Annotated in this window: 25 protein-coding genes; 18 read left to right on the forward strand and 7 right to left on the reverse strand. The window is 33.5% G+C overall.

The window, feature by feature from the left end; translation table 11 throughout:
* Nucleotides 1-63: 63 nt before the first annotated feature.
* From KKQ76_RS03070 to carB, 3 genes are all read left to right on the forward strand, one after another.
* Nucleotides 64-954 carry an aspartate carbamoyltransferase catalytic subunit gene (locus KKQ76_RS03070; RefSeq protein ID WP_213195768.1) on the forward strand — a complete coding sequence of 297 codons (891 nt, stop codon included), beginning with the start codon at nucleotides 64-66 and terminating at the stop codon, nucleotides 952-954.
* A 61-nt stretch (nucleotides 955-1,015) separates the two neighbouring features.
* On the forward strand, nucleotides 1,016-2,089 hold the full coding sequence (locus KKQ76_RS03075; protein ID WP_213195769.1) for a carbamoyl phosphate synthase small subunit: 1,074 nt from the start codon (nucleotides 1,016-1,018) through the stop codon (nucleotides 2,087-2,089).
* A gap of 217 nt (nucleotides 2,090-2,306) precedes the next feature.
* Nucleotides 2,307-5,486, forward strand: coding sequence for a carbamoyl-phosphate synthase large subunit (gene carB, locus KKQ76_RS03080; RefSeq protein WP_213195770.1), 3,180 nt, complete (start codon nucleotides 2,307-2,309; stop codon nucleotides 5,484-5,486).
* Nucleotides 5,487-5,721: 235 nt separating this feature from the next.
* Here carB and KKQ76_RS03085 read toward each other — a convergent pair whose 3' ends face one another.
* From KKQ76_RS03085 to KKQ76_RS03115, 7 genes are all read right to left on the reverse strand, one after another.
* On the reverse strand, nucleotides 5,722-6,288 hold the full coding sequence (locus KKQ76_RS03085; protein ID WP_213195771.1) for an RrF2 family transcriptional regulator: 567 nt from the start codon (nucleotides 6,286-6,288) through the stop codon (nucleotides 5,722-5,724).
* A 6-nt stretch (nucleotides 6,289-6,294) separates the two neighbouring features.
* A complete protein-coding gene (locus KKQ76_RS03090) occupies nucleotides 6,295-7,563 on the reverse strand; it encodes an alginate export family protein (RefSeq protein WP_213195772.1) in 1,269 nt (422 codons plus the stop codon).
* Complete coding sequence (locus tag KKQ76_RS03095) at nucleotides 7,560-7,712, reverse strand: cytochrome c (RefSeq protein WP_213195773.1); 153 nt, start codon at nucleotides 7,710-7,712, stop codon at nucleotides 7,560-7,562. Before KKQ76_RS03095 ends, KKQ76_RS03090 begins: the two co-directional genes overlap by 4 nt.
* 146 nt (nucleotides 7,713-7,858) lie before the next feature.
* Nucleotides 7,859-8,038, reverse strand: a complete 180-nt coding sequence (locus tag KKQ76_RS03100; RefSeq protein ID WP_213195774.1) for a hypothetical protein — start codon at nucleotides 8,036-8,038, stop codon at nucleotides 7,859-7,861.
* Nucleotides 8,039-8,055: 17 nt separating this feature from the next.
* On the reverse strand, nucleotides 8,056-9,387 hold the full coding sequence (locus KKQ76_RS03105) for an MFS transporter (RefSeq protein WP_213195775.1): 1,332 nt from the start codon (nucleotides 9,385-9,387) through the stop codon (nucleotides 8,056-8,058).
* 22 nt (nucleotides 9,388-9,409) lie between these two features.
* Nucleotides 9,410-10,891 carry an MFS transporter gene (locus KKQ76_RS03110; RefSeq protein ID WP_213195776.1) on the reverse strand — a complete coding sequence of 494 codons (1,482 nt, stop codon included), beginning with the start codon at nucleotides 10,889-10,891 and terminating at the stop codon, nucleotides 9,410-9,412.
* 76 nt (nucleotides 10,892-10,967) lie between these two features.
* The gene (locus tag KKQ76_RS03115) at nucleotides 10,968-11,849 is read right to left on the reverse strand and encodes an IS982 family transposase (RefSeq protein ID WP_246501327.1); all 882 of its coding nucleotides are present in this window, start codon (nucleotides 11,847-11,849) and stop codon (nucleotides 10,968-10,970) included.
* Nucleotides 11,850-12,049: 200 nt separating this feature from the next.
* Between KKQ76_RS03115 and KKQ76_RS03120 the strand changes: the two genes are divergently transcribed.
* The 15 genes from KKQ76_RS03120 (at nucleotide 12,050) to KKQ76_RS03190 (ending at nucleotide 24,074) form a co-directional block, all read left to right on the forward strand.
* Nucleotides 12,050-13,114, forward strand: coding sequence for an MFS transporter (locus KKQ76_RS03120; RefSeq protein WP_213195777.1), 1,065 nt, complete (start codon nucleotides 12,050-12,052; stop codon nucleotides 13,112-13,114).
* Between the two features lie 33 nt (nucleotides 13,115-13,147).
* Nucleotides 13,148-15,364, forward strand: coding sequence for a molybdopterin oxidoreductase family protein (locus KKQ76_RS03125; RefSeq protein ID WP_213195778.1), 2,217 nt, complete (start codon nucleotides 13,148-13,150; stop codon nucleotides 15,362-15,364).
* Between the two features lie 3 nt (nucleotides 15,365-15,367).
* On the forward strand, nucleotides 15,368-15,934 hold the full coding sequence (locus KKQ76_RS03130) for a 4Fe-4S dicluster domain-containing protein (RefSeq protein ID WP_213195779.1): 567 nt from the start codon (nucleotides 15,368-15,370) through the stop codon (nucleotides 15,932-15,934).
* A 36-nt stretch (nucleotides 15,935-15,970) separates the two neighbouring features.
* Nucleotides 15,971-16,471 (forward strand): Rieske (2Fe-2S) protein, encoded by a 501-nt coding sequence (locus tag KKQ76_RS03135; protein ID WP_213195780.1) that lies wholly within the window; start codon nucleotides 15,971-15,973, stop codon nucleotides 16,469-16,471.
* On the forward strand, nucleotides 16,468-16,707 hold the full coding sequence (locus KKQ76_RS03140) for a DUF6755 family protein (protein ID WP_213195781.1): 240 nt from the start codon (nucleotides 16,468-16,470) through the stop codon (nucleotides 16,705-16,707). The genes KKQ76_RS03135 and KKQ76_RS03140 overlap by 4 nt, the downstream gene beginning before the upstream one ends.
* A 3-nt stretch (nucleotides 16,708-16,710) precedes the next feature.
* Entirely contained in the window at nucleotides 16,711-17,688 is a 978-nt protein-coding gene (moaA, locus tag KKQ76_RS03145) for a GTP 3',8-cyclase MoaA (protein ID WP_213195782.1), read from the forward strand.
* A gap of 39 nt (nucleotides 17,689-17,727) precedes the next feature.
* The gene (locus KKQ76_RS03150; protein WP_213195783.1) at nucleotides 17,728-18,909 is read left to right on the forward strand and encodes a molybdopterin molybdotransferase MoeA; all 1,182 of its coding nucleotides are present in this window, start codon (nucleotides 17,728-17,730) and stop codon (nucleotides 18,907-18,909) included.
* A gap of 1 nt (nucleotide 18,910) precedes the next feature.
* Complete coding sequence (locus KKQ76_RS03155) at nucleotides 18,911-19,627, forward strand: sulfite exporter TauE/SafE family protein (RefSeq protein ID WP_213195784.1); 717 nt, start codon at nucleotides 18,911-18,913, stop codon at nucleotides 19,625-19,627.
* A 6-nt stretch (nucleotides 19,628-19,633) separates the two neighbouring features.
* Nucleotides 19,634-20,197, forward strand: coding sequence for a molybdenum cofactor guanylyltransferase (locus KKQ76_RS03160; RefSeq protein ID WP_213195785.1), 564 nt, complete (start codon nucleotides 19,634-19,636; stop codon nucleotides 20,195-20,197).
* Complete coding sequence (locus tag KKQ76_RS03165; RefSeq protein WP_213195786.1) at nucleotides 20,187-20,414, forward strand: MoaD/ThiS family protein; 228 nt, start codon at nucleotides 20,187-20,189, stop codon at nucleotides 20,412-20,414. The genes KKQ76_RS03160 and KKQ76_RS03165 overlap by 11 nt, the downstream gene beginning before the upstream one ends.
* Nucleotides 20,415-20,425: 11 nt before the next feature.
* The gene (locus tag KKQ76_RS03170) at nucleotides 20,426-21,493 is read left to right on the forward strand and encodes a HesA/MoeB/ThiF family protein (protein ID WP_213195787.1); all 1,068 of its coding nucleotides are present in this window, start codon (nucleotides 20,426-20,428) and stop codon (nucleotides 21,491-21,493) included.
* 2 nt (nucleotides 21,494-21,495) lie between these two features.
* Nucleotides 21,496-22,107, forward strand: a complete 612-nt coding sequence (locus KKQ76_RS03175) for a class I SAM-dependent methyltransferase (RefSeq protein WP_213195788.1) — start codon at nucleotides 21,496-21,498, stop codon at nucleotides 22,105-22,107.
* On the forward strand, nucleotides 22,104-22,532 hold the full coding sequence (locus KKQ76_RS03180; protein ID WP_213195789.1) for a molybdenum cofactor biosynthesis protein MoaE: 429 nt from the start codon (nucleotides 22,104-22,106) through the stop codon (nucleotides 22,530-22,532). Before KKQ76_RS03175 ends, KKQ76_RS03180 begins: the two co-directional genes overlap by 4 nt.
* An 18-nt stretch (nucleotides 22,533-22,550) precedes the next feature.
* A complete protein-coding gene (gene moaCB, locus KKQ76_RS03185; RefSeq protein ID WP_213195790.1) occupies nucleotides 22,551-23,459 on the forward strand; it encodes a bifunctional molybdenum cofactor biosynthesis protein MoaC/MoaB in 909 nt (302 codons plus the stop codon).
* 189 nt (nucleotides 23,460-23,648) lie between these two features.
* Nucleotides 23,649-24,074: a transposase gene (locus KKQ76_RS03190; protein ID WP_246501328.1), complete on the forward strand. Its 426-nt coding sequence runs from the start codon at nucleotides 23,649-23,651 to the stop codon at nucleotides 24,072-24,074.
* Nucleotides 24,075-24,111 lie beyond the last annotated feature (37 nt).

A 24,111-nucleotide genomic window follows, 5' to 3' on the forward strand; every position in this document is an offset into this window, starting at 1 on the left:
TTTTTATTTATTGAAAACGAAGCTGTTGGGGCTTCGTTTTTTTTGCTTAAAAACCATTAAATCATGATTAAATTATCCAGATTATCATTAGAGAGCGTTGAAAAATTATTAAATCAAGCGCTGGAATTCGCAAACGGCAAAACAGTAAAGGCCAAATCAGACATTTTTGTAGCGAATCTTTTTTTTGAAGACAGTACCAGAACGAAAATAAGTTTTGAGGTGGCTGAGAAAAAATTAGGATTGCACGTAGTGCATTTTGATGAGTCAAAAAGTTCTATCAATAAAGGCGAAAGTCTTTTAGATACCATTAAAACACTGGAATCAATTGGGATAAACCTTTCCGTAATAAGACACCAAAAAACCAGATTTTATGATGAATTGAAAGGTGTGAAAATGGGAGTGGTAAATGCTGGAGACGGAATTGGGCACCATCCAAGTCAAGCTTTACTGGATTTAATGACCATTAAACAAGAATTTGGAGAAATCAAAGATTTAAAAATAGGAATCGTAGGAGATATTAAACACAGTAGAGTAGCTAATTCTAATGCCACTACATTAAGAAGATTAGGGGCAAAAGTGTATTTTTCCGGACCAAGAGAATGGTTTGATGAAGGAAGTATAATGAACGGAACCTATAGAGATTTAGATGCACTGGTTACAGATGTAGATGTACTCATGTTGCTTAGAATTCAGCACGAAAGACATGATGAAAAAATGAAATTGACGCCTCAAGATTATCTCAAAAAATATGGTCTTACCAAAGAGCGTGAGCAAAAAATGAAACCGAATGCCATCATTATGCATCCTGCTCCAATTAACAGAGGAGTAGAAATAGACAGTGATTTGGTAGAATGCGAACGTTCTAGAATCTTTAAACAAATGCAAAATGGAGTATTTGCAAGAATGGCCATCTTGAAAAAAGTTTTAGAAGAAAGAGGTTTTGAATTTGAATAAATTAATACAGATAAAAGTGAAAAGTCAGAGTAATACTGCTCTGAAAATCTATTAAAAAGGAATGAAAAAGAAATTAATTTTAGAATCAGGTGAAGTTTTTCACGGACAAGGTTTTGGTGCAAATACCGATACTGAAGGAGAAGTGGTGTTCAATACCGGGATGACTGGTTATCAAGAACTCATTTCAGACCCTTCATATTGCGGTCAAATTGTAACCATGACTTATCCATTAATTGGTAATTACGGAATTAATAGAGATGATTTCGAAAGTATTGAGCCCGCTATTAAAGGCTTAATCGTGAGGGAATTGTGTGATTTTCCTTCTAATTTCAGAAGTCAATTGTCTTTAGATGAATTTTTTGCCAAAAAAAAGCTATCAGGAATTTCAGGAATTGATACCAGAAAACTGACTAGAATTATCAGAAATCATGGGGTTTTAAAAGGAAAAATTGTAGATGAAAATGCAGATGAAACAGCAGTAATTGCTGAACTGAAAACTAAAAATTTCCCAACCAATCAAGTGGAGCAAGTTTCTACCAAAACGCCTTATGCAAGTCCAGGAAGAGGTTTCAAAGTGGTTTTAGTGGACTTTGGTTCTAAATTAGGCATTATCAGAGAACTTTCTCAGAGAGATTGCGACATCATCGTGGTGTCTCAAGATACTACTGCGGATGAGATTCTACTAATGAATCCAGATGGAGTAATGCTTTCTAACGGTCCTGGTGATCCACAAGATGTAAAAGGTGCTTCAGAATTAATCAATGGTTTACTGGGTAAAGTTCCAATCTTCGGAATTTGTTTAGGTCACCAGTTAATTGGTTTGGCTTGTGGAGCAAAAACCTATAAATTAAAATTCGGTCACAGAGGTGGAAATCACCCAGTTCTAGATTTAAAAACAGGTAAAGTAGCGATTACTTCTCAGAATCACGGTTATGCAATAGACGAAGAATCTCTAGAAAATACCGATTTAGAAGTAACACACATCGCTCTGAATGATAAAACAAACGAAGGAGTTCGTCATAAGAAATATCCATGTTTTTCAGTACAATATCACCCAGAAGCAAGTCCAGGTCCAGAAGATGCCAATTATCTTTTTGACGAGTTTGTGGAAATGATGGAAGAGTTTAAAAAGTAGGAGAGTTGGAGAATTTGAGAATGGGAGAGGTTTAAAAATTTTTAAACACAAAGTTTATCATTGACTCCGTTCAATCTTCGATTTCCACAGAAATCTAAGTTATGAATTTAAAAATAATGGAAATCAAATTATCTTACGAACAAAAACTGAAAAAGAAGAAATAAAAAATGAAATAAAATCTGATGTCTTAAATCTGACATCTGAAATCTAATAAAGAATGAAAAGAACAGATATTAAAACCATTTTAGTAATAGGAAGCGGCCCAATTATCATCGGGCAAGCTGCAGAATTTGATTACGCAGGAACTCAAGCTTGCCTTGCATTAAAAGAAGAAGGGTACAGAGTTATCCTCATCAATTCTAATCCTGCAACCATCATGACCGATGTAGAAATTGCAGACAAAGTATACATAGAGCCTATTTCTCTTCCATTTGTAAGTCATATCATCAGAAAAGAACGTCCAGATGCGCTTTTGCCAACTTTGGGTGGACAAACTGGATTGAACATGGCGGTAGAATTACAGAATTCTGGAATTTTAGAAGAATGTGGAGTAGAAGTTCTTGGGACTAAACTTTCTGCCATCAATAGAGCAGAAGACAGAGATTTGTTCCGTGAATTAATGAGAGAATTAAACGAGCCGGTTCCAGATTCTGATATTGTAAATACAGTAGAAGGAGCATTAGCTTTTGCAGAAAAAATTGGTTATCCAGTAATCGTTCGTCCTGCTTTTACCATGGGTGGAACAGGTGGTGGAATCGCTCATGATGAATACCAACTGACAGAAATTGCAGAACTAGGACTGAAACATTCTCCAGTGACTCAATGTTTAATTGAAAAATCAATTGCTGGGTTTAAAGAAATAGAATACGAAGTAATGCGCGACAAAAACGATAACGCTATCGTGGTTTGTAACATGGAAAACATAGATCCAGTAGGTGTTCATACTGGAGATTCTATTGTAGTAGCGCCTTCGCAAACGCTTTCTGACAGAGAATATCAAATGCTCAGAAATGCTTCACTTAAAATTATTAGAGCTCTCGGAATTGAAGGAGGTTGTAACGTACAGTTGGCTTTAGACCCTCATTCTTTCAACTATTATATCATCGAAGTAAATCCTAGAGTTTCTAGAAGTTCGGCTTTAGCAAGTAAAGCAACGGGTTATCCTATTGCGAAATTAGCGGCTAAAATTGCAGTAGGACTTACTTTAGACGAAATGCTTAATCCGGTGACTGGAAAAACTTATGCTTGTTTCGAGCCTGCCCTGGATTATGTAGTGACTAAAATTCCTAGATTCCCATTTGATAAATTCGAAACTGCCGACAGAAGACTTTCTACGCAGATGAAAGCAACGGGTGAAGTGATGGCGATTGGTAGAAGTTTTGAAGAATCATTAATGAAAGCCATTCGTTCTTTAGAAACGGGATTGCAACATTTAGGATTAAAAACCAAACCAGCACTTGCTTTAACAGACGAAGATATCGAACGCAGAATTAGAGTGTGTGATGACGAAAGATTATTCATCATCGGCGAAGCTTTAAGAAGAGGTTATGATTGGGAAACCATTGTAGAATGGAGTAAAATAGATAAATTCTTCGTTTGGAAATTCAAAAAACTGATTGATTTTGAAAAAACCATTGCGGAAAATAAATTCAACAAAGAAATATTACTGGAAGCGAAAAGATTAGGCTTCTCAGACATTAATATCGCACATCTTTGGGAAACAGACCACAGAGAAATCTTCAAGTTCAGAAAAGAAAACGGAGTAATGCCGGTTTACAAAATGGTAGATACTTGCGCCGCAGAATTTGAATCTGCTACTCCTTATTTCTACGGAACGTATGAAGAAGAAAACGAGAGCATTCCTTCTGATAAAGAAAAAATTATCGTTTTAGGTTCTGGTCCTATCAGAATTGGTCAAGGTGTAGAATTTGATTACGCTACCGTTCATTCAGTTTGGGCGATTAAGCAAATGGGTTACGAAGCGATTATCATCAATAATAACCCAGAAACCGTTTCTACAGATTTCTCGATTTCAGATAAACTATATTTCGAGCCTTTAACTGAGGAAGATGTAATGAACATCATAGAACTCGAAAAACCAAAAGGAGTGATTGTACAATTTGGTGGACAAACTGCAATCAACCTTGCAGATAAATTGGCCGCTCATGGAGTAGAAATTCTGGGAACTTCTCTAGAAGATTTGGACAGAGCCGAAAACAGAGATAAATTCGAACAAGCACTTCAGGAACTTGGAATTCCTCAACCATTAGGTAAAACGTGTTTCTCTAAAGAAGAAGCAATTAAAATTGCCAATGAAATTGGATTCCCAGTTTTAGTGAGACCAAGTTACGTTCTGGGAGGAAGAGCCATGGAAATCGTTTACAACGATGCCGAACTAGACCATTACATGGAACATGCGGTAGATGCAAGTCCAGAACATCCTGTGTTAGTAGACCGTTACCTCACCGGAAAAGAAGTAGAAGTAGATGCAATTTGCGATGGCGAAACTACTGTAATTCCTGGAATTATGGAACACATCGAAAGAGCAGGAGTTCACTCAGGAGATTCTATTGCGGTATATCCTCCACAAACGCTTACTCCAGAACAAATTGCAACACTGGAAGATTATACCAAACGTTTAGCAAAAGGGTTGAAAGTAATAGGTTTAATGAATATTCAGTATGTAATTTCTGATGGAAATGTCTATGTGATTGAGGTAAATCCTCGTTCATCGAGAACCGTTCCTTTCTTGTCAAAAATTACAGAAGTTCCAATGGCGAATTTAGCGACCAAAGCAATTCTCGGAGCAAATCTGAAAGATTTAGGCTACCAAGATGGATTGGTTCCAAATAAAGAAGGAATTTTTGTAAAAGTACCAGTATTCTCGTTCAGTAAATTAACAAGAGTAGATGTAACTTTAGGGCCAGAAATGAAATCTACTGGAGAAGTAATGGGCAAAGATTCTACGCTAGAAAAAGCCTTGTACAAAGGTTTAATCGGTGCAGGTAGAAAAGTTCCTTTACACGGTTCTATCTTATTTACCATAGATGATGTGAACAAGCCAGAAGCTGCAAGATTAGCAAAAAGATTCTACGATATAGGTTTCAAAATTTGGGCAACCAGAGGAACTTCTAGATATTTTAACGAGCTCAATATCCCAACCAAAATTGGTTATAAAATAGAAGAAGAAACAGAGAACTTAATCAGTTTAATCCAGAAAGGAAAAGTACAATATGTAGTCAATACCACTACTAAAGGAAAACAATCGATGAATGACGGATTCTTAATTCGTAGAACTTCGGTAGAAAATGGTGTTCCTTGTCTTACCAGTATGGATACTGTGGAAGCAATGCTCAAAGTAATCGAAAGCATGACTTTCAAAATGGAAAAAATGTAAATCTACTTTGTCAAAGTTTTTGCAAAGCAAAGAAATCTTTGACAAGGTTAAAATAAATTTTCCATATAGCCTTTAAACAAATAGTTTTTGGGCTTTTTTTATTTCATTGGTACAACATAGGTGCAACAAATAAAAAGAGTATTGTAAAAGTGATGCCTCCCTTTTACTTTGCACTATGGCAAAGATATAAAATGTTTTTTGTGAAATTTATGACGTATCTTTAAGATTATAATTTTTATTCAAAACTAATATTTCTTCCATATTTTTGAGCATAAGATATAATTAGTTCCTCTTCAAACTTCTTACTTTTGGAATTTGGAAATTTATCTACAAACATTTCATAAAGTTTATTTTTAATAATTGGTTTATCAATTAAAAATATCAGATTGTTTCCTACATCTTTGACATCACAGATTTTAAGGGATAAAATATATTTGATTTTATCCCTGATTTCCAAAGCATAATGATGTATAGAGCAAGGATTTTTTTTGTTACACTTAGAAAGACCCAATATACAACCTTTCAGAGTCCCATCATTGTCAAAAATTTCACAAATATCTTTAATGGTAGTAGTTTGATATTGTAGATTATCTAGATAAAACCCTCCAACTCTACCTTTTGCAGAATAAATGATGTTACTTTTTGCTAGTTTTTGTAAGATTTTGGATGTAAACGAAACTGGAGAATTAATAAACTCAGAAATTTCAGTGACATCTATCTTATCCTGTTTAACCTTATCCTGTTTAACAGCGAGATATATACATGATTTTATTGCATATTGACAAGAATTGGAGAATATCATTTCCTATTATTTTAAGCGAAACGAAGGTACAAAATTGAGCTGAATCCAACTCCATGTTTGTAAATTTTTCGGTGTGTTTACTGCCTTAAGTATTTCCATAGAGTTGCTTGCAAACATAAATGAATGTCCTACATTCATCACAAACATTTTGCTAAATTTATACGCAAAAACCATATCGGTTTCAGTTCCTAAATAAGATGATTGGTCATTTGCCAATTTTCCGTTGGTGGTAAATGCATGAAGGTTCACCATAAACGAAGATTTGGGGTTGAATTTAGTGGTCGTTTTCAGGTAATAATCATTTAAACCATAAGAATTGAAATGATTTCCTACAAAGAAATAATCCATATATCCATTAAATTTATGATTGGTTCCATAAAACGGACTAAAAGATTTGTTTTCAGTGTTTGGAGTATCATAATCTCTACCAGAAAGCCATTCAGTTCCTAAAACTGCATTGAATTTTTTACTGATGATAAAATCTGCATTGATGGAAAACTGATAGGCAGACTTGCTTTGTGCATTGGTATTTTTGCCAGATTGATAATAAACTGAACCAAAAAATCCGAAATTTTCAAAATATTTTTTTGCATTTACGCCCAAAGTAAGCATATCATAATGCGTTCCAGAGATTGTGTTTTGTACTACTGAATTGAGTGCTATGCTAGAAAACTGAAATTTATTGGCGTTTTGAAATTGATAATGAAGTATTTGCAAAGATTTTGCTTTTTCACCACCATCTACAATATCGTAGATTTCGTTTTCAGCACTATCATTGGTATCGTTATCATCATTGTTGTAAGTAATTGCAACTTCTAATTTAGAATTTTTATTGAAATTGAAAATTCCTTTAGCAGCATCAAAACTTCTGCCTTGCATTGCCCAATCTAAACCGCCAATCAACCTTTCATCATCATAAGATAGCATTTGTCGTCCAATTTTCAGGGCAGCTTTTGGTGTAAATTGATATTTAGCCCAAGCTTCATTCAATACAAAATTTTGATTTTTAGAAGCTGTAGAAGCGTTTTCGCCCCAAGTTCTAGCATCTTGAATGGAGAAGTAAAGTTGTAGATTTTGATAAAAATAATCCATATTTAATCTTGCTCTAGAAACAACGGTGTTTTCTGCAGATTTTCCTTCTGCTATTAATGTTTTTTGTCCATTATCTAGCTCTGCACGAGTTATGAAATCTAATCCTATTTTTAGGCTATCTACTTGGGAAAAAACTGGCAAAGCTCCCAAAACAAAAACACCAATTATTATTTTTTTTATCATAATTTTATTCTTTTCAGGTTATTTTTATAGGTTCTATGACAAGCAACACAATTATTCATCAAACTATTTAGTTCTTTTTGAATTTCTTTCTGCGAATAATTTTCTTTCGCTATTTTGGCAATTTTATCAAAATAATCGTGGGTTTGCATTCCCATAGTTTTAAAACCGACTGGAAGAGATTTGATAAGTCCTTGTGGAACGACATCAACTTTGCAAACACCTGATTGTTGATCGATAGAAACAATTTTAGTGGGATTATTTTCAACTAATCCTTCATTTATCGTTTTAATACTTTCTAAAAAAGTCGCATTTCAGCCATTACAAATTCTCTGTTTTGGCTCGACATTTTTATTTCGGATCTGCCATCTTTACTATTTTTTACATCTTCGCCTTGTAAAAAAAATTTGTACACCAATCCTACATTCATTAAGATTGATAATGCTAATAATCCTTTGTAAATAACTAATTTATTCATCCTATCTTTTGTAATAATTAGCTGGGTCTTTCACAGCCTTTTTTAGTGTAAAATTTCCAGTTGATAAAAGTTGCAAACACGCAAATAAAAAGCATTAATCCAAAAAATAATCGTGCATCTCCAGAAATCGATTTTGAAGTGGAAATTAATACATTAAATACAAAAGGTCCGAAAGCAGCAATGGCGGCAGTCCAACCAATAACACCCGCTGCTTTTCTTGGCGAGTCTGAAAAAATCATAGGAAATTGTTTGAAGGTAGCAGCGTTTCCAATTCCTGTAAAAAAGAAAATAAGCATTACAATTCCTACAAAATAAGGAAACTGATCTATAGTTGTTGGGGTTAAAAATCCTCCAAATATCAAAACTGAAAATAAAATAATGAGTGCAATTCCTGTAATATGAGTAAGTATAGCACCGCCAGTTTTATCGGCAATTTTCCCAAAAAAAACTCTTGTTGCAGAACCAATAAGTGGCCCATAAAATGCAAATTCCAAAGGGTCTAGGTCGCTTTCTAATGGCACATATAAACTCTTAATCATCATCGGAAAAGCGGCTGCCATCCCTGCAAAAGTACCAAAAGTCATAAAATATGTAAGTGTACAATACCAAGTATGCTTATCCCCAAAAATATCCATTTGCTCTTTGAAAGAAGCAACCACAGGAATGCTTTTTAATGAAAACCACGCCCAAATTCCTACTAAAAATAAAGGAATAATATAAATAAATGCAATGTTTTCTAAATAGATAGTTTTTCCTGTTTCGGCTATTATTTCGCCACCTCCCATAAATGAAAAAATAGATAGCCCTATAATTAATGGAGAAAGTAATTGTACCAAACTAACTCCAAAATTGCCTATTCCTGCTTGTACTCCTAAAGCTGTTCCCAATTCTTTTTTCGGAAAAAACAGTGATGTAGAAGGCATATAAGATGAAAAATCGCCACCACCAATTCCTAATAAAAAAGCAATAAGCATGAAGTAGCCAAAGGTTGAGCTAGGATCCATTACCGCAAAACCGAGCATTAACAAAGGGATAATTTTTAAAAATGTGGTTACAGTAATTACTTTTTTGGTTCCAAACATCGGAATAAGAAAAGTATTAAGGATCCGTAATAAGCCGCCTGCTAAACCAGGCATTGCTGCTAACCAAAATAATTGATTGTCAGAAAATTTAAAACCAATTTTGGGTAATTTTATCACCACTACACTGAACAAAAACCATGTTGCAAAAGACATTGTAAGAGCAATTGTAGTTATGGTAAGTGTTTTCCAAGCAATTTTTTTGCCTTCGTTTTGCCAAAACGTTTCGCTAGTGGCATCATAGTTAGTAAGCCAATCCGAGTTTTTCATATCTATATATTGTTTATTTTAATTAATGATCTATTCTGTATTTAATGTTCGGAGCTTCGTTGTGCGTCATTTTTTTGATGACGTTGCTCATCCAAAACAAGGCAATGGCGGAAACTATGAATACAAAAATCCACGAACTGGTCCATAAACCAGAGTAATCGAGCAAATAACCAAATAAGATGGGACCTATAAATCCGCCCAATCCACCTATCAATCCTACCATTCCACCTACAACACCTACTTCATTCGGAAAATATTCGGGTATATGTTTATACACTGCTGCTTTGCCAATCCCCCACATAATACCTATTAATATAACTAAAATTGAAAAAACAGTAATGTGAGCTTCAAATTTGATAAGTGTGTTTCCTTTTGCTAAAAGTTCTTTCTTTTTTACTGTTTGGTTTTGTTTTACTACCACTTCTTGCCAAGAAAATGATTTGGGTAAAACGGATACTTTTTCAGGAATTTCGGGCTTGGTTTTTATCGAAATATCTTCGTTATTCAAAGCAATTTTTTCATTAGAAATGGCTGTTATTGTTCCTTTTTTCTTGGCAACAATTCCTTTTCCAGGCGTTAAAATTTCCATTTTCGGGAGCATTAATAAACCACTAATGATTAGGGAAGAGTATAATACCCAATACATTACTTTTCTTGCTCCAAATTTATCTGATAAAAATCCCCCCAACGCTCGTATTACACCACTGGGTAAGCTAAATGCTGAAGCAAGCATCCCTCCTAAAACTAAAGAAGTTTTATATACATTTACATAGTATGGTAAAAGCCATTGCGAAAAAGCTACAAATAAGCCAAATACTAAAAAATAATACAATCCAAAACGCCACACTCGTATGTTTTTTAATGGCTTTAATAATCCGCCAATCGTTTTGACTTGTGTCTCTGGTTTTTTATTCTTGACGAAAAACATAAAAACAAAACCTATGATTAAAAGAGTAATTCCGTAGAAAATAGGTAACATTCTCCAGCCGTTTTCGGGGTTGTCTTCCGAAAGATAATTGAGCAAACTTGGAGCTAATAAAGTAGTGATGGCAGCTCCTGCATTGCCCATTCCGAAAATTCCTAACGCTCGTCCTTGCCAATTTTGAGGATACCAAACTGATGTAAAAGCAATACCTACCGCAAAACTTGTCCCCACCATACCGAACAATGCACTTAATGAAAAATATAACCAATAAGAATCTACATAATACAATAAAAAGTAAGGAATACTACAAAGGATAAGTAATGTGGTGAATACTTTTTGCCCACCATATTTATCAGTTAGTAAGCCCAAAGGCAATCTCATAATCGAACCTGATAAAATAGGAATTCCGAGTAGCCAACCTGTTTCTACTACACTCCAGTTATAAATGCCATTATCTGTAAGATAGGTTACTAAAACACCGTTCATTGTCCAAGCGGCAAAACAAATGGTAAATGCAAGTGTATTAAGAAATAAAACTTTATGTGAAATTAATAAAGAATTAGTGAGATGTGTATTCATTGATTTTATTTTGAATCATTCTAAATTATATACAATTTTAATATAAGAACTTAAATGTTAAACTCGTAGTGCATTATTAAACGAGATTTATTTTTAGATTGTTTATGTTCCTATCAAATACAAATTTATTCAAAAATTGAATAGTAGTAAGCGTTGTAATTTTAGCCAAAATTCTTGTCTTAAAACCTTCAAAAGTTTTGGCATAATTTCTTCTAATCATAAATTGGTCGCATAGTTGAGAGAATAATGTTTCAATTCTTTTCCGATATTTTTTGAACTGATAAAACTGTGGCTTGTAGTCTTTTTGATTTTTTCTTTTCGGAGTTTCTAACTCTATATTTACTTCATTAAATAAATCTAACTGAATGGTTTGAGATAAATAACCTTTGTCTCCAAGCAACACACAATCAGACATTTGAAGCTTTATATCTTGCAAGTAATGAATGTCGTGAACAGATGCGGGAGAAATATCAAAACTCTGAAAAACACTAGAAATTAAACAAACTGCATGTAGTTTATACCCATAAAAATGCAGATTCTGCGAAGCACAAAACCCTTTGTTTGGATATGCATAATCTACATCTTTGCAGATTTTGCTCCTAAAAGAACGCGATATTTTGCAAACTTCCAAAGGCATACTGTCCACTATAAAATAGTTTTCAGATTCATTTAATTTATCCACCATTTTCATTCTTATTTCTTCTATAAAGGGAAATAGTTTTCGCTTCCTTCTGTTGTAAACACTTCTTTCAATATTTGGCCCAATCTCAAAACCTTTTATCTCTCTAAAGAGTTGATGTTCAGAATCAATAGACTTAAATTCTGCTAAAATTACTAGGCTAATCAACTCTATGTCAGACAGTTTCGGTTTTATCGGCTTGAAATAAAAATCTTCAATTCCTGAAATTTCTCTTAAATTATTTAAAATTAAATTGTAATTTGCTTCAAGGTTGCTCATAATTGTATTTGATTGATAGTCAATGCAATATACTAATTTTTAGTAACTTGGGCAACCTTTTTTATAATGCACTACGGGTATGTTAAGTATTTTAATTAATTTAAAATTGCAAATTTATAAAATAAGATAAGACCTTGGTGTCTTATTTTATATTTTTTTGTAAATTTGCGATATAAAACATCATAAATCTTTATAATAACATGATTAAAGTATTTGATATCAGAGCATTATTTGCAGCTACTTTTGTAACATTATTAACACTTTTACTTATAATGATAGGTTCAAGAAGTTTACAAAACTTTGATGCAGCACTAGTAGCTTATCTTTTTGGTACCCTATTTGCTATTTTTGGTATTGCCTATCGTTATAGTGTTTGGATACAAAGACCCCCCACTAAAATCTATTTTAAAAGAAGTTTAACAACTTTGTTTTCTAAAGAATTTATCCATTTTTCGTGGTTTACTATTCAAGATTTTTTCAAGAATATTGTTTTTCAAAATTTCATCCTCAAAAGAGGAAAGAAAAAAGGAATTGCCCACTTAATGATGGCAATCGGTTGTACCATGGCTTTTGCAATTACTATTCCGCTTACTTTTGGCTGGATTCATTTTACATTGGTACCAGAAACTGGTTTAAATCCTAATGTAGAAGATATTTACACCGCACACTTTTTCGGTTTTGAAGTTTTTAATTTTCCAATTAAATCCATTGTTGGTTTTTTTACTTTTGGAGCACTCAACTGGTGTTCAGTTTTGGTTATAATTGGTGCGACCTATTTTCTACAAAAAAGATTAAAAGACCCAGGCCTTATAGCTACACAAACTTTTGAAGGTGATATTCTACCTTTATTATTGTTAATACTTGTCTCGCTTACAGGATTAGGACTTACTTTGGATTATGAATTTATGCACGGCAAAGCTTACGAATTTATTGCTGTTACTCACGCTTTTTTTGTTATTATTTTTCTTATTTGGATGCCTTTTGGGAAATTTTTTCACATTATACAAAGACCTGCACAGATTGGCGCTCATATCTATAAAGAAGTTGGTAAAAAAAAAGGAATGCAAATTTGCAAACAAACAGGTATTGAATATACCACTCAGTTGCATGTATCCGATTTAAAAGACATTACCAAAGCGCTAGGCTTCAACTTGGATGATGAAGAAGGAAATTCTTTGTTAGATTATAGCCCAGAGGGTAAAAGAGACTTACTCGCAATTGCTCATCTTAATGCTAGAAAAGAATCAGGAAAATTTTTTGGATAATCAGATTAATTCATAAAAAATTAAATAAAAATTATGGCAAAATTACCTATAGATGCCGAAAAAATAATTGCTCAATATGGCCCTTCTCTACATATGCCAAATAAGGAGGCAATACCCGGAAGAGATGAGCCAGATAGCATAATTGAAACTCACTGTTGTTTCTGTGGTATGCAGTGCGGAATAAAATTATTGGCAAAAAACAACAAAGTTGTGGGTTTTGAACCTTGGATGGAATTTCCCTTTAATGAAGGAAGACTTTGTCCGAAGGGGGTTTTGAGATACATGCAAAACAACCACGAAGACCGTTTGACTGCTCCAATTCTAAATAAACCGGGAGTTGGTTTTGTGCCTATTTCTTGGGATGAAGCCATGGATTCTACCATTTCTGAAATTAAAAGAATACAATCACAATATGGTAACGATGCTTTTGCCATGTTATCGGGAGTTTCTCTTAGCAACGAAAAATCATATATGGTTGGTAAATTTGCTAGAACAGCTCTCAAAACTAAAAATTTAGATTATAATGGTCGCCTTTGTATGGTTTCGGCAGGTGCTGGTAACAAAAAGGCCTTCGGATTAGATCGAACATCCAATAATTATCAGGATTTAGAAAAAGCAGAAGTCATTATTGTCACAGGAGCCAATGTTTCTGAAACCTTTCCAACACTAACGCATTGGATTTGGAAAGCACGTGATAATGGCGCAAAACTCATTGTGGTTGACCCTCGAATGATTCCTTTGGCAAGAACTGCCGATCTTCATTTAGACATTCGCCCCGGTACCGATTCGGCTCTTTTTGGTGCCATTCTCAATTATATGGTGCAACATGATATGCTTGACCATGATTTTATCGACAATCATACCTCGGGTTTTGAAGCAGCTAAAGAAGCTGTAAAAGAGTATTCCTTAGAATGGGCCGAAGAAATTACGGGAACCAAGAAAGAAAAAATAGAAGAAGCCGCAAAACTTTGGGGCAAAGCTGCTACTTCATTTTTGCTTCACGCAAGAGGAATTGAGCACCACACAAAAGGTGTTGAAAATGTTTTGAGTTGCATCAACATTGTGCTGGCTTCAGGAAGAATTGGCCGACCTTATTGCGGTTACGGAACCATTACAGGCCAAGGTAACGGACAAGGAGGAAGAGAACATGGTCACAAATGTGATCAACTTCCTGGCAATAGAGACATAGAAAATCCAGAACACAGAAAATATATTTCGCAAGTTTGGGGCATTGAAGAATCAGAATTGCCAGGCAAAGGACTTTCGGCCTATGAGATTATTGAAGCCATTCATCGCGGAGAAATAAAAGGACTAATTTCTATTTGTTTCAATCCTTTGGTGTCTTTGCCTAACAGTAATTATGTTCGTGAAGCATTAGAAAAATTAGAATTTTATGTGGGTATCGATTTCTTTTTGAGTGAAACTTTAAGACATGCCAATATTGTTTTACCCGGTTCTTTGCACGAAGAAGAAGAGGGTACAGTAACTACCGCAGAAGGTCGAGTGGTTCGCATTAGAAAAGCTGTTGATCCACCAAAAGGAGCCAAAACAGATACCGAGATTTTATTGGAAATTGCCAGACGATTGGGAGCTGCAGATAAATTTTCGTATGAAAATAGTGAAGCTATCTTTAACGAATTGCGTGTGGCTTCAAAAGGAGGTACCGCAGATTATTACGGAATCACTTATGATAAAATCGAAAAAAATATGGGTGTTTTTTGGCCTTGTCCCGATTTAGATCATCCCGGAACACCTAGACTTTGGGAGGATAAAAAATTTAAAACTCCAGATGGAAAAGCTCATTTCAATGCCGTGAAATATCACGAAAGCGGAGACCCAATTGATGAGGAATACCCAATTATTTTAACAACAGGACGTGTGGTTTCTCAATATTTGAGCGGTTCACAGACTCGTAGAATAGGAAAATTAGTTCATCAATTTGCTCAACCTCTTTTAGAAATTCATCCTAAATTGGCCACTCAATACGGCATTAATCAAAACGAAGAAGTTATAGTTAAAACCAAAAGAGGAGAGGCGAAATTTCCAGCAAATATTGTAGAAACGATAAGAGAAGACACTGTTTTCCTACCCTATCATTGGCCTGGAAAAAAGTCTGCTAACCAATTAACCAGCGGACATCTTGACCCAATTTCTAAAATTCCTGAATTTAAAGTAAGTGCTTGTTCATTACAACCTACAGGGAAAATAGTGGAAGTAAATAAATTTTCAGAAGCTTATAAAAGTTCATAAAATATGTCTCAATATTATAAATTACAAGAAGAGTTTTTTGTAGATATGCAGCGATGTATCGGTTGTAAATCCTGCGAAGCCGCTTGTGCAGAATGCGAAACCAATGGCGAAGAACCAATGATTCATGTCAATTATGTAAATAGAGCCGAAACCATACAAACCACCGTACAAGTGTGTATGCACTGCGAAGACCCTGTTTGTGCCAATGTTTGCCCTGCAGATGCGATTACCAAAGATGAATTCGGAATTGTGCATACTGCCAATACTTCTCGGTGTATTGGATGCTCTAATTGCGTGATGGCTTGTCCGTTTGGTGTTCCAAAAAAAATGGAACAATATGACCTAATGATGAAATGTAATATGTGCTACGACAGAACTAGTATTGGCAAAAAACCAATGTGTGCAACGGTTTGCCCTAGTGGAGCTTTGTTTTATGGTACCAAAGAAGAAATGGAAAAAATGAGGCCTAATTCTACGCCTGTTAATCGATTTATTTTCGGGATGGAAACCGTAAAAACAAAAGTGAACATTATGATGCCAAAAGGAAGCACAGAACTAAAAATATTTTAATTTTTAAACAATTTTTTAAACTATCAATTCTTAATAATGGAAAACGAAGATAAACATTGGAAGCAAGATTTTCCTATAAATAGAGGTGAAGCCATCCAAGTAAGCCGAAGAGATTTTGCAAAATTACTGGCAGTAGTTTCAGGAGGAATGGTTTTAGGAAACGGAATTATTGCTGCAAAAACATTTTTTTCTGATGATAAAACAATAGGGGAAAAACAAAAAATTTGCGCCAAAAATGATATTCCGGTAGGCGGAACTAAGTCTTTTGTGCTAAAAAATGACTCCGTTCCTTATATTTTAATACATACCGAAGAAGGCGAATTTTATGCTTATGAACAAAAATGCACACATCTTTCTTGTGCTGTGTATTACAAACCAGGTACTTTGAAAATAGAATGCCCTTGTCATAACGGTTGGTTTGATGTAAAAACTGGTGAAGTATTGCAAGGACCACCACCAAGACCTTTAAAAAAATTAGTGGTTACTTTGCAAGGAGACGATATTTTTGTACAACATCCTAAAACAGAAAACGTATGAGTAATTTCAGAACTGGGCAAGAAAATGCACATCCGCAGAAAAAAAGCATGATTATGTCTACCCTTATTGTAGTGCTTTTAGCGAATTTACTGATTCAGATTTGGTTACTTTACACCGCTTTAAACAATGCCTTAGATGGGCATCAAGAAGTAGCTTACAGTACTTTTATTGCTTCATTGGTTTTATTTTTGGCAGGTACTATTTGGCTGTATTTTTTACCTAAAAATGTAAAATAATCAATGTTGAAAGATAGGTACAATAGAATACACGATTACTTGCGATTATCCATTACCGATAATTGCAACTTCCGCTGTTCCTATTGTATGCCTGATGAAAAAATGAGTTTTCTGAAACAAAAACTTTTAATGTCTCCCGAAGAAATTTTTGACATTTCAAAAATTTTTGTACAGTTGGGCGTTAATAAAATACGATTGACTGGTGGCGAACCTTTGGTAAGAAAAGATTTTGGCGAAATTATCTCAAAACTATCTTTATTACCCATCAAAATAGGCATTACAACCAATGGTTTACTAATTGATAACTATTTGGAGGAACTCAAAAAAGCAGATATTTCTTCCATTAATATCAGTTTAGATACGCTAAATGACCAAAAATTTAAAACCATTACACAACGCAATCACTTTGCTAAAGTTTGGGAAAACATCCAACGCTGTATGCAAGAAAACATACACGTAAAACTGAATATGGTAGTGATAAAGGGCGTTAATGATGATGAAATTATTGATTTTGTAAATCTTACCAAAGATCTTCCTATTCATATTAGACTAATAGAATTTATGCCCTTTGACCAGAATAATTGGAATAAAGAAAAAGTCTTGAGCAATAAAATTGCTTTACAGAAAATAAGTGAACAATTTTCTTTATTCAAATTGAAAGACGATAAAAACGATACCGATAAAAAATTTGGAATTTTCGGGCATTCTGGTACGATAAGTTTTATTTCTACGCTTTCTGATTCGTTTTGTAGCACCTGCAACCGAATGAGAATAACTGCAGATGGTAAAATGAAAAATTGCCTCTTCGGAAAAGATGAATTAGACCTTATTTCCGCTTTTAGAAAAGGAGAAAACATCATTCCCATCATCAAAAAATCAATTTTCTTAAAACATCAAAAATTAGGAGGACAATTCGACGATTACAAAAACATACAACCCCATAATTTAGAAAATCGGAGCATGATAAAAATTGGTGGGTAAAAAGCATTTAACAAATTTTCTAAAATATTCAAAATTTTCATGACAACTCATCAATCTGCAATTGAGGTTCTTAAAAACAAAAGTAAACATCGTAAAACTGAAATTCTACCTTTGGCAAATTGCCTTCATTTGGTTTCGGCTGATGATGTTTTTGCTCCTATCAACGTACCCTCTTTTGATAATGCTGCAATGGACGGTTATGTCTTTCGGTTTGAGGATTTTTTAAATGAATTAAACCTTCAAATAATCAACGAAATTCAAGCAGGCACAGATGCGCTTTTACCTTTAAAAAAAGGAGAAGCTGCAAGAATCTTCACCGGTGCTCCGATTCCTGAAAATGGAGATACAGTAATTCCTCAAGAAGATGTTTTGGTTGAAAATGGAATGTTAAAATTCCAAAAAAAAGTGAATAAAAACGCCAATGTTCGACAAAAAGGAACACAAACACAAAAAGGAACTTTAATTCTGAAAAAAAATACCAAAATAACAGCGGAATATATTGGTTTTTTGGCAACTTTCGGCATTGCTGAACTTGAAGTTTTTGCTCCTCCCAAAATTGGCATCATTACTACAGGAAAAGAACTGGTAAAAGCTGGAAATTCTTTAGAAAATTATCAAATTTACGATAGTAATTCAGTTTTTCTTACTGCGGCTTTTGAAGAAATTGGTTTAAAATTATCGTTTTCTATTTGGGTAGATGATAATAAAAATGAATTGAAAAATGCAATTCAAGAAAATGTAGAAAAAGTAGATGTTCTAATATTTACCGGCGGAATTTCGGTAGGTGATTATGATTTTTTAAAACCTGTTTTAGATGATTTAGACGTTCAAGAATCATTTTACAGAGTAAAGCAAAAACCTGGCAAACCTTTGTTTTTTGGAACGTTGAACAATACAGAAATTTTTGCACTTCCAGGAAATCCGAGTGCGGTGGTGATGTGTTTTCATGTTTATTTAAAACCTTTTATTAAAGAAAAAATGGGTATTGAAAGTTTTACAAAAAAAGAATTTGGCATTTTAATGAATGAATATATTAAAAAATCGGGACTTACGCATTTTGTAAAAGCTTTTGTAGAAAATAATAAAGTGGAAATCCTCAACAACCAATTGTCTTACCAAATGGATGCGTATACCAAAGCCAATGCATTTGCTATACTAACTGAAAATCAAGAACATTTTCAGATAGGTGACAAAGTTGAAGTCATAAAATTTCGAAATTGATATGGAAATTCTACTGCTATTTTCGGTAGTTGCATTTTTATACGCTTCGGTTGGCCACGGCGGAGCAAGCGGTTACATTGCATTGATGGCGATTTTTGCATTTCCGCAAAGTGAAATTAAAAGTAATGCCCTGTTTTTGAATCTTTTTGTGTCTTTTATTTCGTTTACTCAATTTTTCAAAAAAGAAGAGTTTCCTTTCAAATTGTTTTTCATGCTTATCGTATTTTCAATTCCCATGGCTTTTTTAGGAGGAATGTGGACATTGGACAATAAATGGTACAAAATAATTTTAGGACTTATTTTGTTTATCCCCATTGTAAAATTTTTAGGATTTTTTCCAAAAATGCAATTTCAGGTGAAACAAAATTTATTATTAGTCATTGTTTTAGGATTATTAATTGGCTTACTTTCAGGCTTATTAGGCATTGGTGGAGGTGTTATTTTAAGTCCAATTTTGATACTTTTGGGTTGGTGCACCGTAAAACAAACTGCAGCTGTAAGTGCCATTTTCATTTTTGTAAATTCTTTAGCAGGATTGTTGGGAAAGAGTTTTGCTACACTTCAATTTTCCGAAAATATTGTACAGATACTTATTTTCACGCTTTTTGGAGGGATTTTGGGTGGATTTTTTGGAGCTAACAAATTCAAAATTCTGTGGATACAATACACGCTTGCTTTTGTATTAATAATTGCTTGTTTCAAACTTTTTACAACCTAAATCAACATGAAAACATACATTCTTTCTGGCGGAAAAAGTTCACGAATGGGAACGGATAAAGGATTGGTGCTACTTCATCAAAAACCTTTAATTTCTTATTTAATTGAGACTTTGCAAAAGCTAGACCTTGACATAAAAATAATCGCTCATCATATTAATTATCATAAATTTAATTTAGAAGTTCTAGAAGATGTTTATCCCAAAAAAGGACCTTTAGGTGGAATTTTTACCGCTTTGAATGATGCTCAAACAGATTGCCTCATCATCAGTGTAGATACGCCATTTATTACTGAAAAACAGATTACTCATTTACTAGAAAATCATCAAAAATGCGAATTGACTTTGGCGTTTTCAGAAGATAAAATTTATCCGCTTTTTGGGATTTATCCGTTTCATTTATTCGAAAAATTGAAAGAAAATATTTTACAAAACCAATTGAAATTGATGAAATTTGTTAACGAAAACAGTCTTAAAAAAATTGAATTTAACTTCTCTTCTTTAGAAAAACTGAATATCAACACTTTAAAAGAATTAAAAACGGCAGAAAAGTTATTTAACTATGGAAATTAAAACCTTTGGGAAAATTACAGAAATTGTAAATAAGGAAATAGAACTGGCGTTTCCTATGAATTTGGCAGAACTCAAAACTACATTAGAAGAGCAATTTCCGTTGTTGAAAACCCTAATGTATAGCATTGCCATAAACGATGAACTGATTTCTGATGAAGATTATATGATTATTCAACCTCAATCTATCGCTCTAATGCCACCATTTTCTGGTGGATAAATTCTAAAAAAATGCAAAGATATTCCAGACAAATTATTTTACCGAATTTTGGTAATGAAGCCCAAAACTTATTGGCAAAATCTAAAGTTTTGGTAGTTGGAGCAGGAGGTTTAGGCGTTCCTGTACTACAATATCTTGCTGCTGCAGGAGTCGGAAAATTAGGAATTGCAGATGGAGATAAAGTAGAAATAAGTAATTTACAAAGACAAGTATTATACAATGAAACAGAATTAGGTAAAAATAAAGCACAAGTTGCAAAAGAAAAAATTACAAAATTAAATTCAACAATAGAGCTCGAAGTTTATGATTTTTTTATTGATACTCTTTCTATTTTCAAAATTATAACAGATTATGACGTGGTAGTAGATTGTACCGATCATTTTTCGATTCGATATTTACTGAATGATGTCTGTTATTTACAAAAAAAACCTTTGGTTTTTGCATCTATTTATCAGTTTGAAGCTCAATTGTCTGTATTTCATTATGGAGAAAATCCCTATAATTTGAGAGATGTTTTTTCGGAAATCCCTAATGAAAAAGCAGTTCCGAATTGCAATGAAGCGGGCGTTATTGGTACACATGCAGGTATTACGGGGAGTTTGCAAGCCAATGAAGTTATCAAAATCATAACAAAAATAGGTGTTGTAAATTCTGGTAAACTATTGTTATTCAATAGTTTGATTAATCAAATAACACAGCTTTCTATATTTAAAAACGAAAAAATATTTTTGCCAACATCTAAAGAAGAAATTCTACAAAATAATTATGGATTTTTCTGTGCTGATGAATTTTCTCTGGAAGAACTGAAAGATTTGGAACATATTTTAAGCCAAGAAAAATCAGTGTTGATAGATGTACGAGAAAAAAACGAATTGCCTAAAATAACAATCTTTCCTGTGCTTGAAATTCCTTTGTCTGATTTGCCCGAAAACATTACATTATTACAACAATTTGATGTTCTGGTTTTTATTTGCAAAAGTGGAATAAGAAGCAAAAAAGCAGTACTTTTGTTACAAGAAAAGGCTTATGCAAAACCTTGTTATTCGGTACAAAAAGGAGTAGAAATTTTTAAGAAATAATAATGAATACAAAAGAACATTGGGAAAATATATACCAAACCAAGCAACTGAATGAAGTAAGTTGGTTTCAACAAAAACCTCAAACTTCTTTAGGCTTTTTCGAAATGTTTTCCGTTCACAATTATGCTAAAATTATTGATGTTGGTGATGGCGACAGCTATTTGGTAGATTATTTATTAGAACTTGGTCATCAAGACATTTCGGTGCTTGATATTTCTAAATATGCTTTAGATAGAGCAAAACAAAGACTTGGAGATAAAGCCAAAAATGTAAAATGGATTGAAGCCAATGCAGCACATTTTCAACCAATAGAAAAATACGATTTTTGGCATGATAGAGCTACTTTTCATTTTCTCACGGAGCATGAGTACATAGAAAATTACATCAAAACTGCTAATGAAAACATTGCTGTTAATGGAGTACTTATTATAGGTACATTTTCGGAAAATGGACCAAAAAAATGCAGCGGAATCGATATTAAACAATATTCTGAAAAATCTTTGCAAGAAGCTTTTTTGCCTTATTTTAAAAAGATAAACTGCTTTACAACAGACCATAAAACACCTTTTAATACTGTTCAAAATTTTACCTTTTGTAGTTTTAGAAAAAAATGAAAAATAGTTTTATAGAAGGAGCCATTTCTCCAGAAAAAATTGCAACGAGCATCGCCCATCATCAACACAAAACCAATATTGGCGGACATTCCATTTTCTTAGGACAAGTAAGAGCTGATGAAATAGACCATAAAGTAGTAAAAGCCATAGAATTTACCACCTATCGTGAACTTGCCGAACAAAAAATTGCAGCCATTCGGGAAGATATTTTTGCAAAATACGCTTTGACATGTATGCACATTTATCATAGTTTAGGCAAAATAAAAGCAGGCGAAATTTGCCTTTTTGTTTTTACATCTTCAAAACATCGAAAACCAGCACAACAAGCCTGTGATGAACTCGTAGAACGAATAAAAGCCGAAGTGCCGATTTGGGGAAAAGAAATTTTTGAAGACGAAACCCATCAATGGAAAGAAAATAATTAGAAAATTAAAAATAATAGAATGGTAGATATAACACACAAATATAATTCATTAAGAATTGCCATCGCAAAAGCGGTAGTTGCGGTAAGTAAACCTGAAACCATTTTGGCTTTGGAAAATAAAACCGTACCAAAAGGAGATGTGTTCGAAATGGCAAAAACAGCTGGGCTTTATGCTGCTAAACGAACTTCGGATATGATTCCCGATTGTCATCCATTACCTATAGAATACACGAAAATTAGTTATGAAATTTCGGGTTTGGAAGTTTCTATTTTTGTGGAAATAAAAACCATCTATAAAACAGGGGTGGAAGTAGAAGCAATGCACGCAGCTTCGGTGGTAGCACTTACTTTTTATGATATGCTAAAGCCAATCGACAAAGAGATTGAGATTAAAAACATTAAATTATTAGAAAAAAAAGGTGGCAAATCAGACAAAAAAGACCATTTTGATAATCCGGTAAAAACCGCTGTTTTGGTTTGTTCGGATAGTATTTCCGAAGGTAAAAAAGAAGACTTTTCAGGGAAAATTATTTTAGAAAAATTAAAAACAGAACCTGTAGAAATTTGTAATTATGACATCATTCCAGATGGTATAGAAAGTATTCAAAACCAAATTGAGAACTATATTTCAGAAAAAATAGAACTCATTATTATCACTGGTGGCACCGGCCTTTCTAAACGAGATTTTACCCCAGAAGCCATTCAACCATTATTGAATCGAGAAATACCTGGAATTGGCGAACATTTAAGGCAATACGGACAAAACCGAATGCCGTATTCTATATTATCAAGAAGCATTGGCGGATTAATTGGCGACACATTGGTTATCGCTTTACCAGGTTCTACCAACGGAGCCAGAGAATCAATGGAAGCCCTTTTTCCATCAATTTTACATATTTTTAAAATGATACATTCTGGGAAGCATTAACCGAAATAAAGCATTGCATTTTTTGGTTGAAAATGCTATTTTAATGATATATTTGTAAACACATTAAATACTCAAAATGAAGAATTATTAATCCTATCCACGCTTTCTATAACGACACTAGGATTCAGCCAAAACAATTGCGAAGCTCTAAAAAAAGAAAATGAAGCACTTATATCAACGAATAAAGTTTTGGTTTCAGAAAATGACTACCTAAAAAAAATAGTTGAAATCAATAAAGCAATTTTAGAAACAGAAAAAGATAACTCTTCATTCAAAATAACAAAAGTAACGGGGAACAAAGCCGAAAAGACTATTAGTATTACCTTTCTTGTGGAAGCAAAAGATGAGAACAAAAAGATGACAATTGGAGATATTTCAATTTTTGATATTGAAGGGGTAGAATATGAAATTGATCTTTACAAATCCAGCAGACCGTACCCTGAATTGGCTTTTAATACCCCTATTAAATTAACTTTTTCTTTTAAAAATATAGAGAACGAGCCACTTTTTATAAAATTTTTTAGATTCAAAGAAACTTCACAGCCTATAAGAAACTTGTTTGAGGATACGAAATCAAATCTAGAATTTAAAGATTTGAAAGTAAATTGGAATTAATTTTTTAGAAAAAATTATCAACAAATAACTCAGCAAC

Source organism: Cloacibacterium caeni (genome assembly GCF_907163105.1).
Taxonomy (GTDB): Bacteria; Bacteroidota; Bacteroidia; order Flavobacteriales; family Weeksellaceae; genus Cloacibacterium; species Cloacibacterium caeni_A.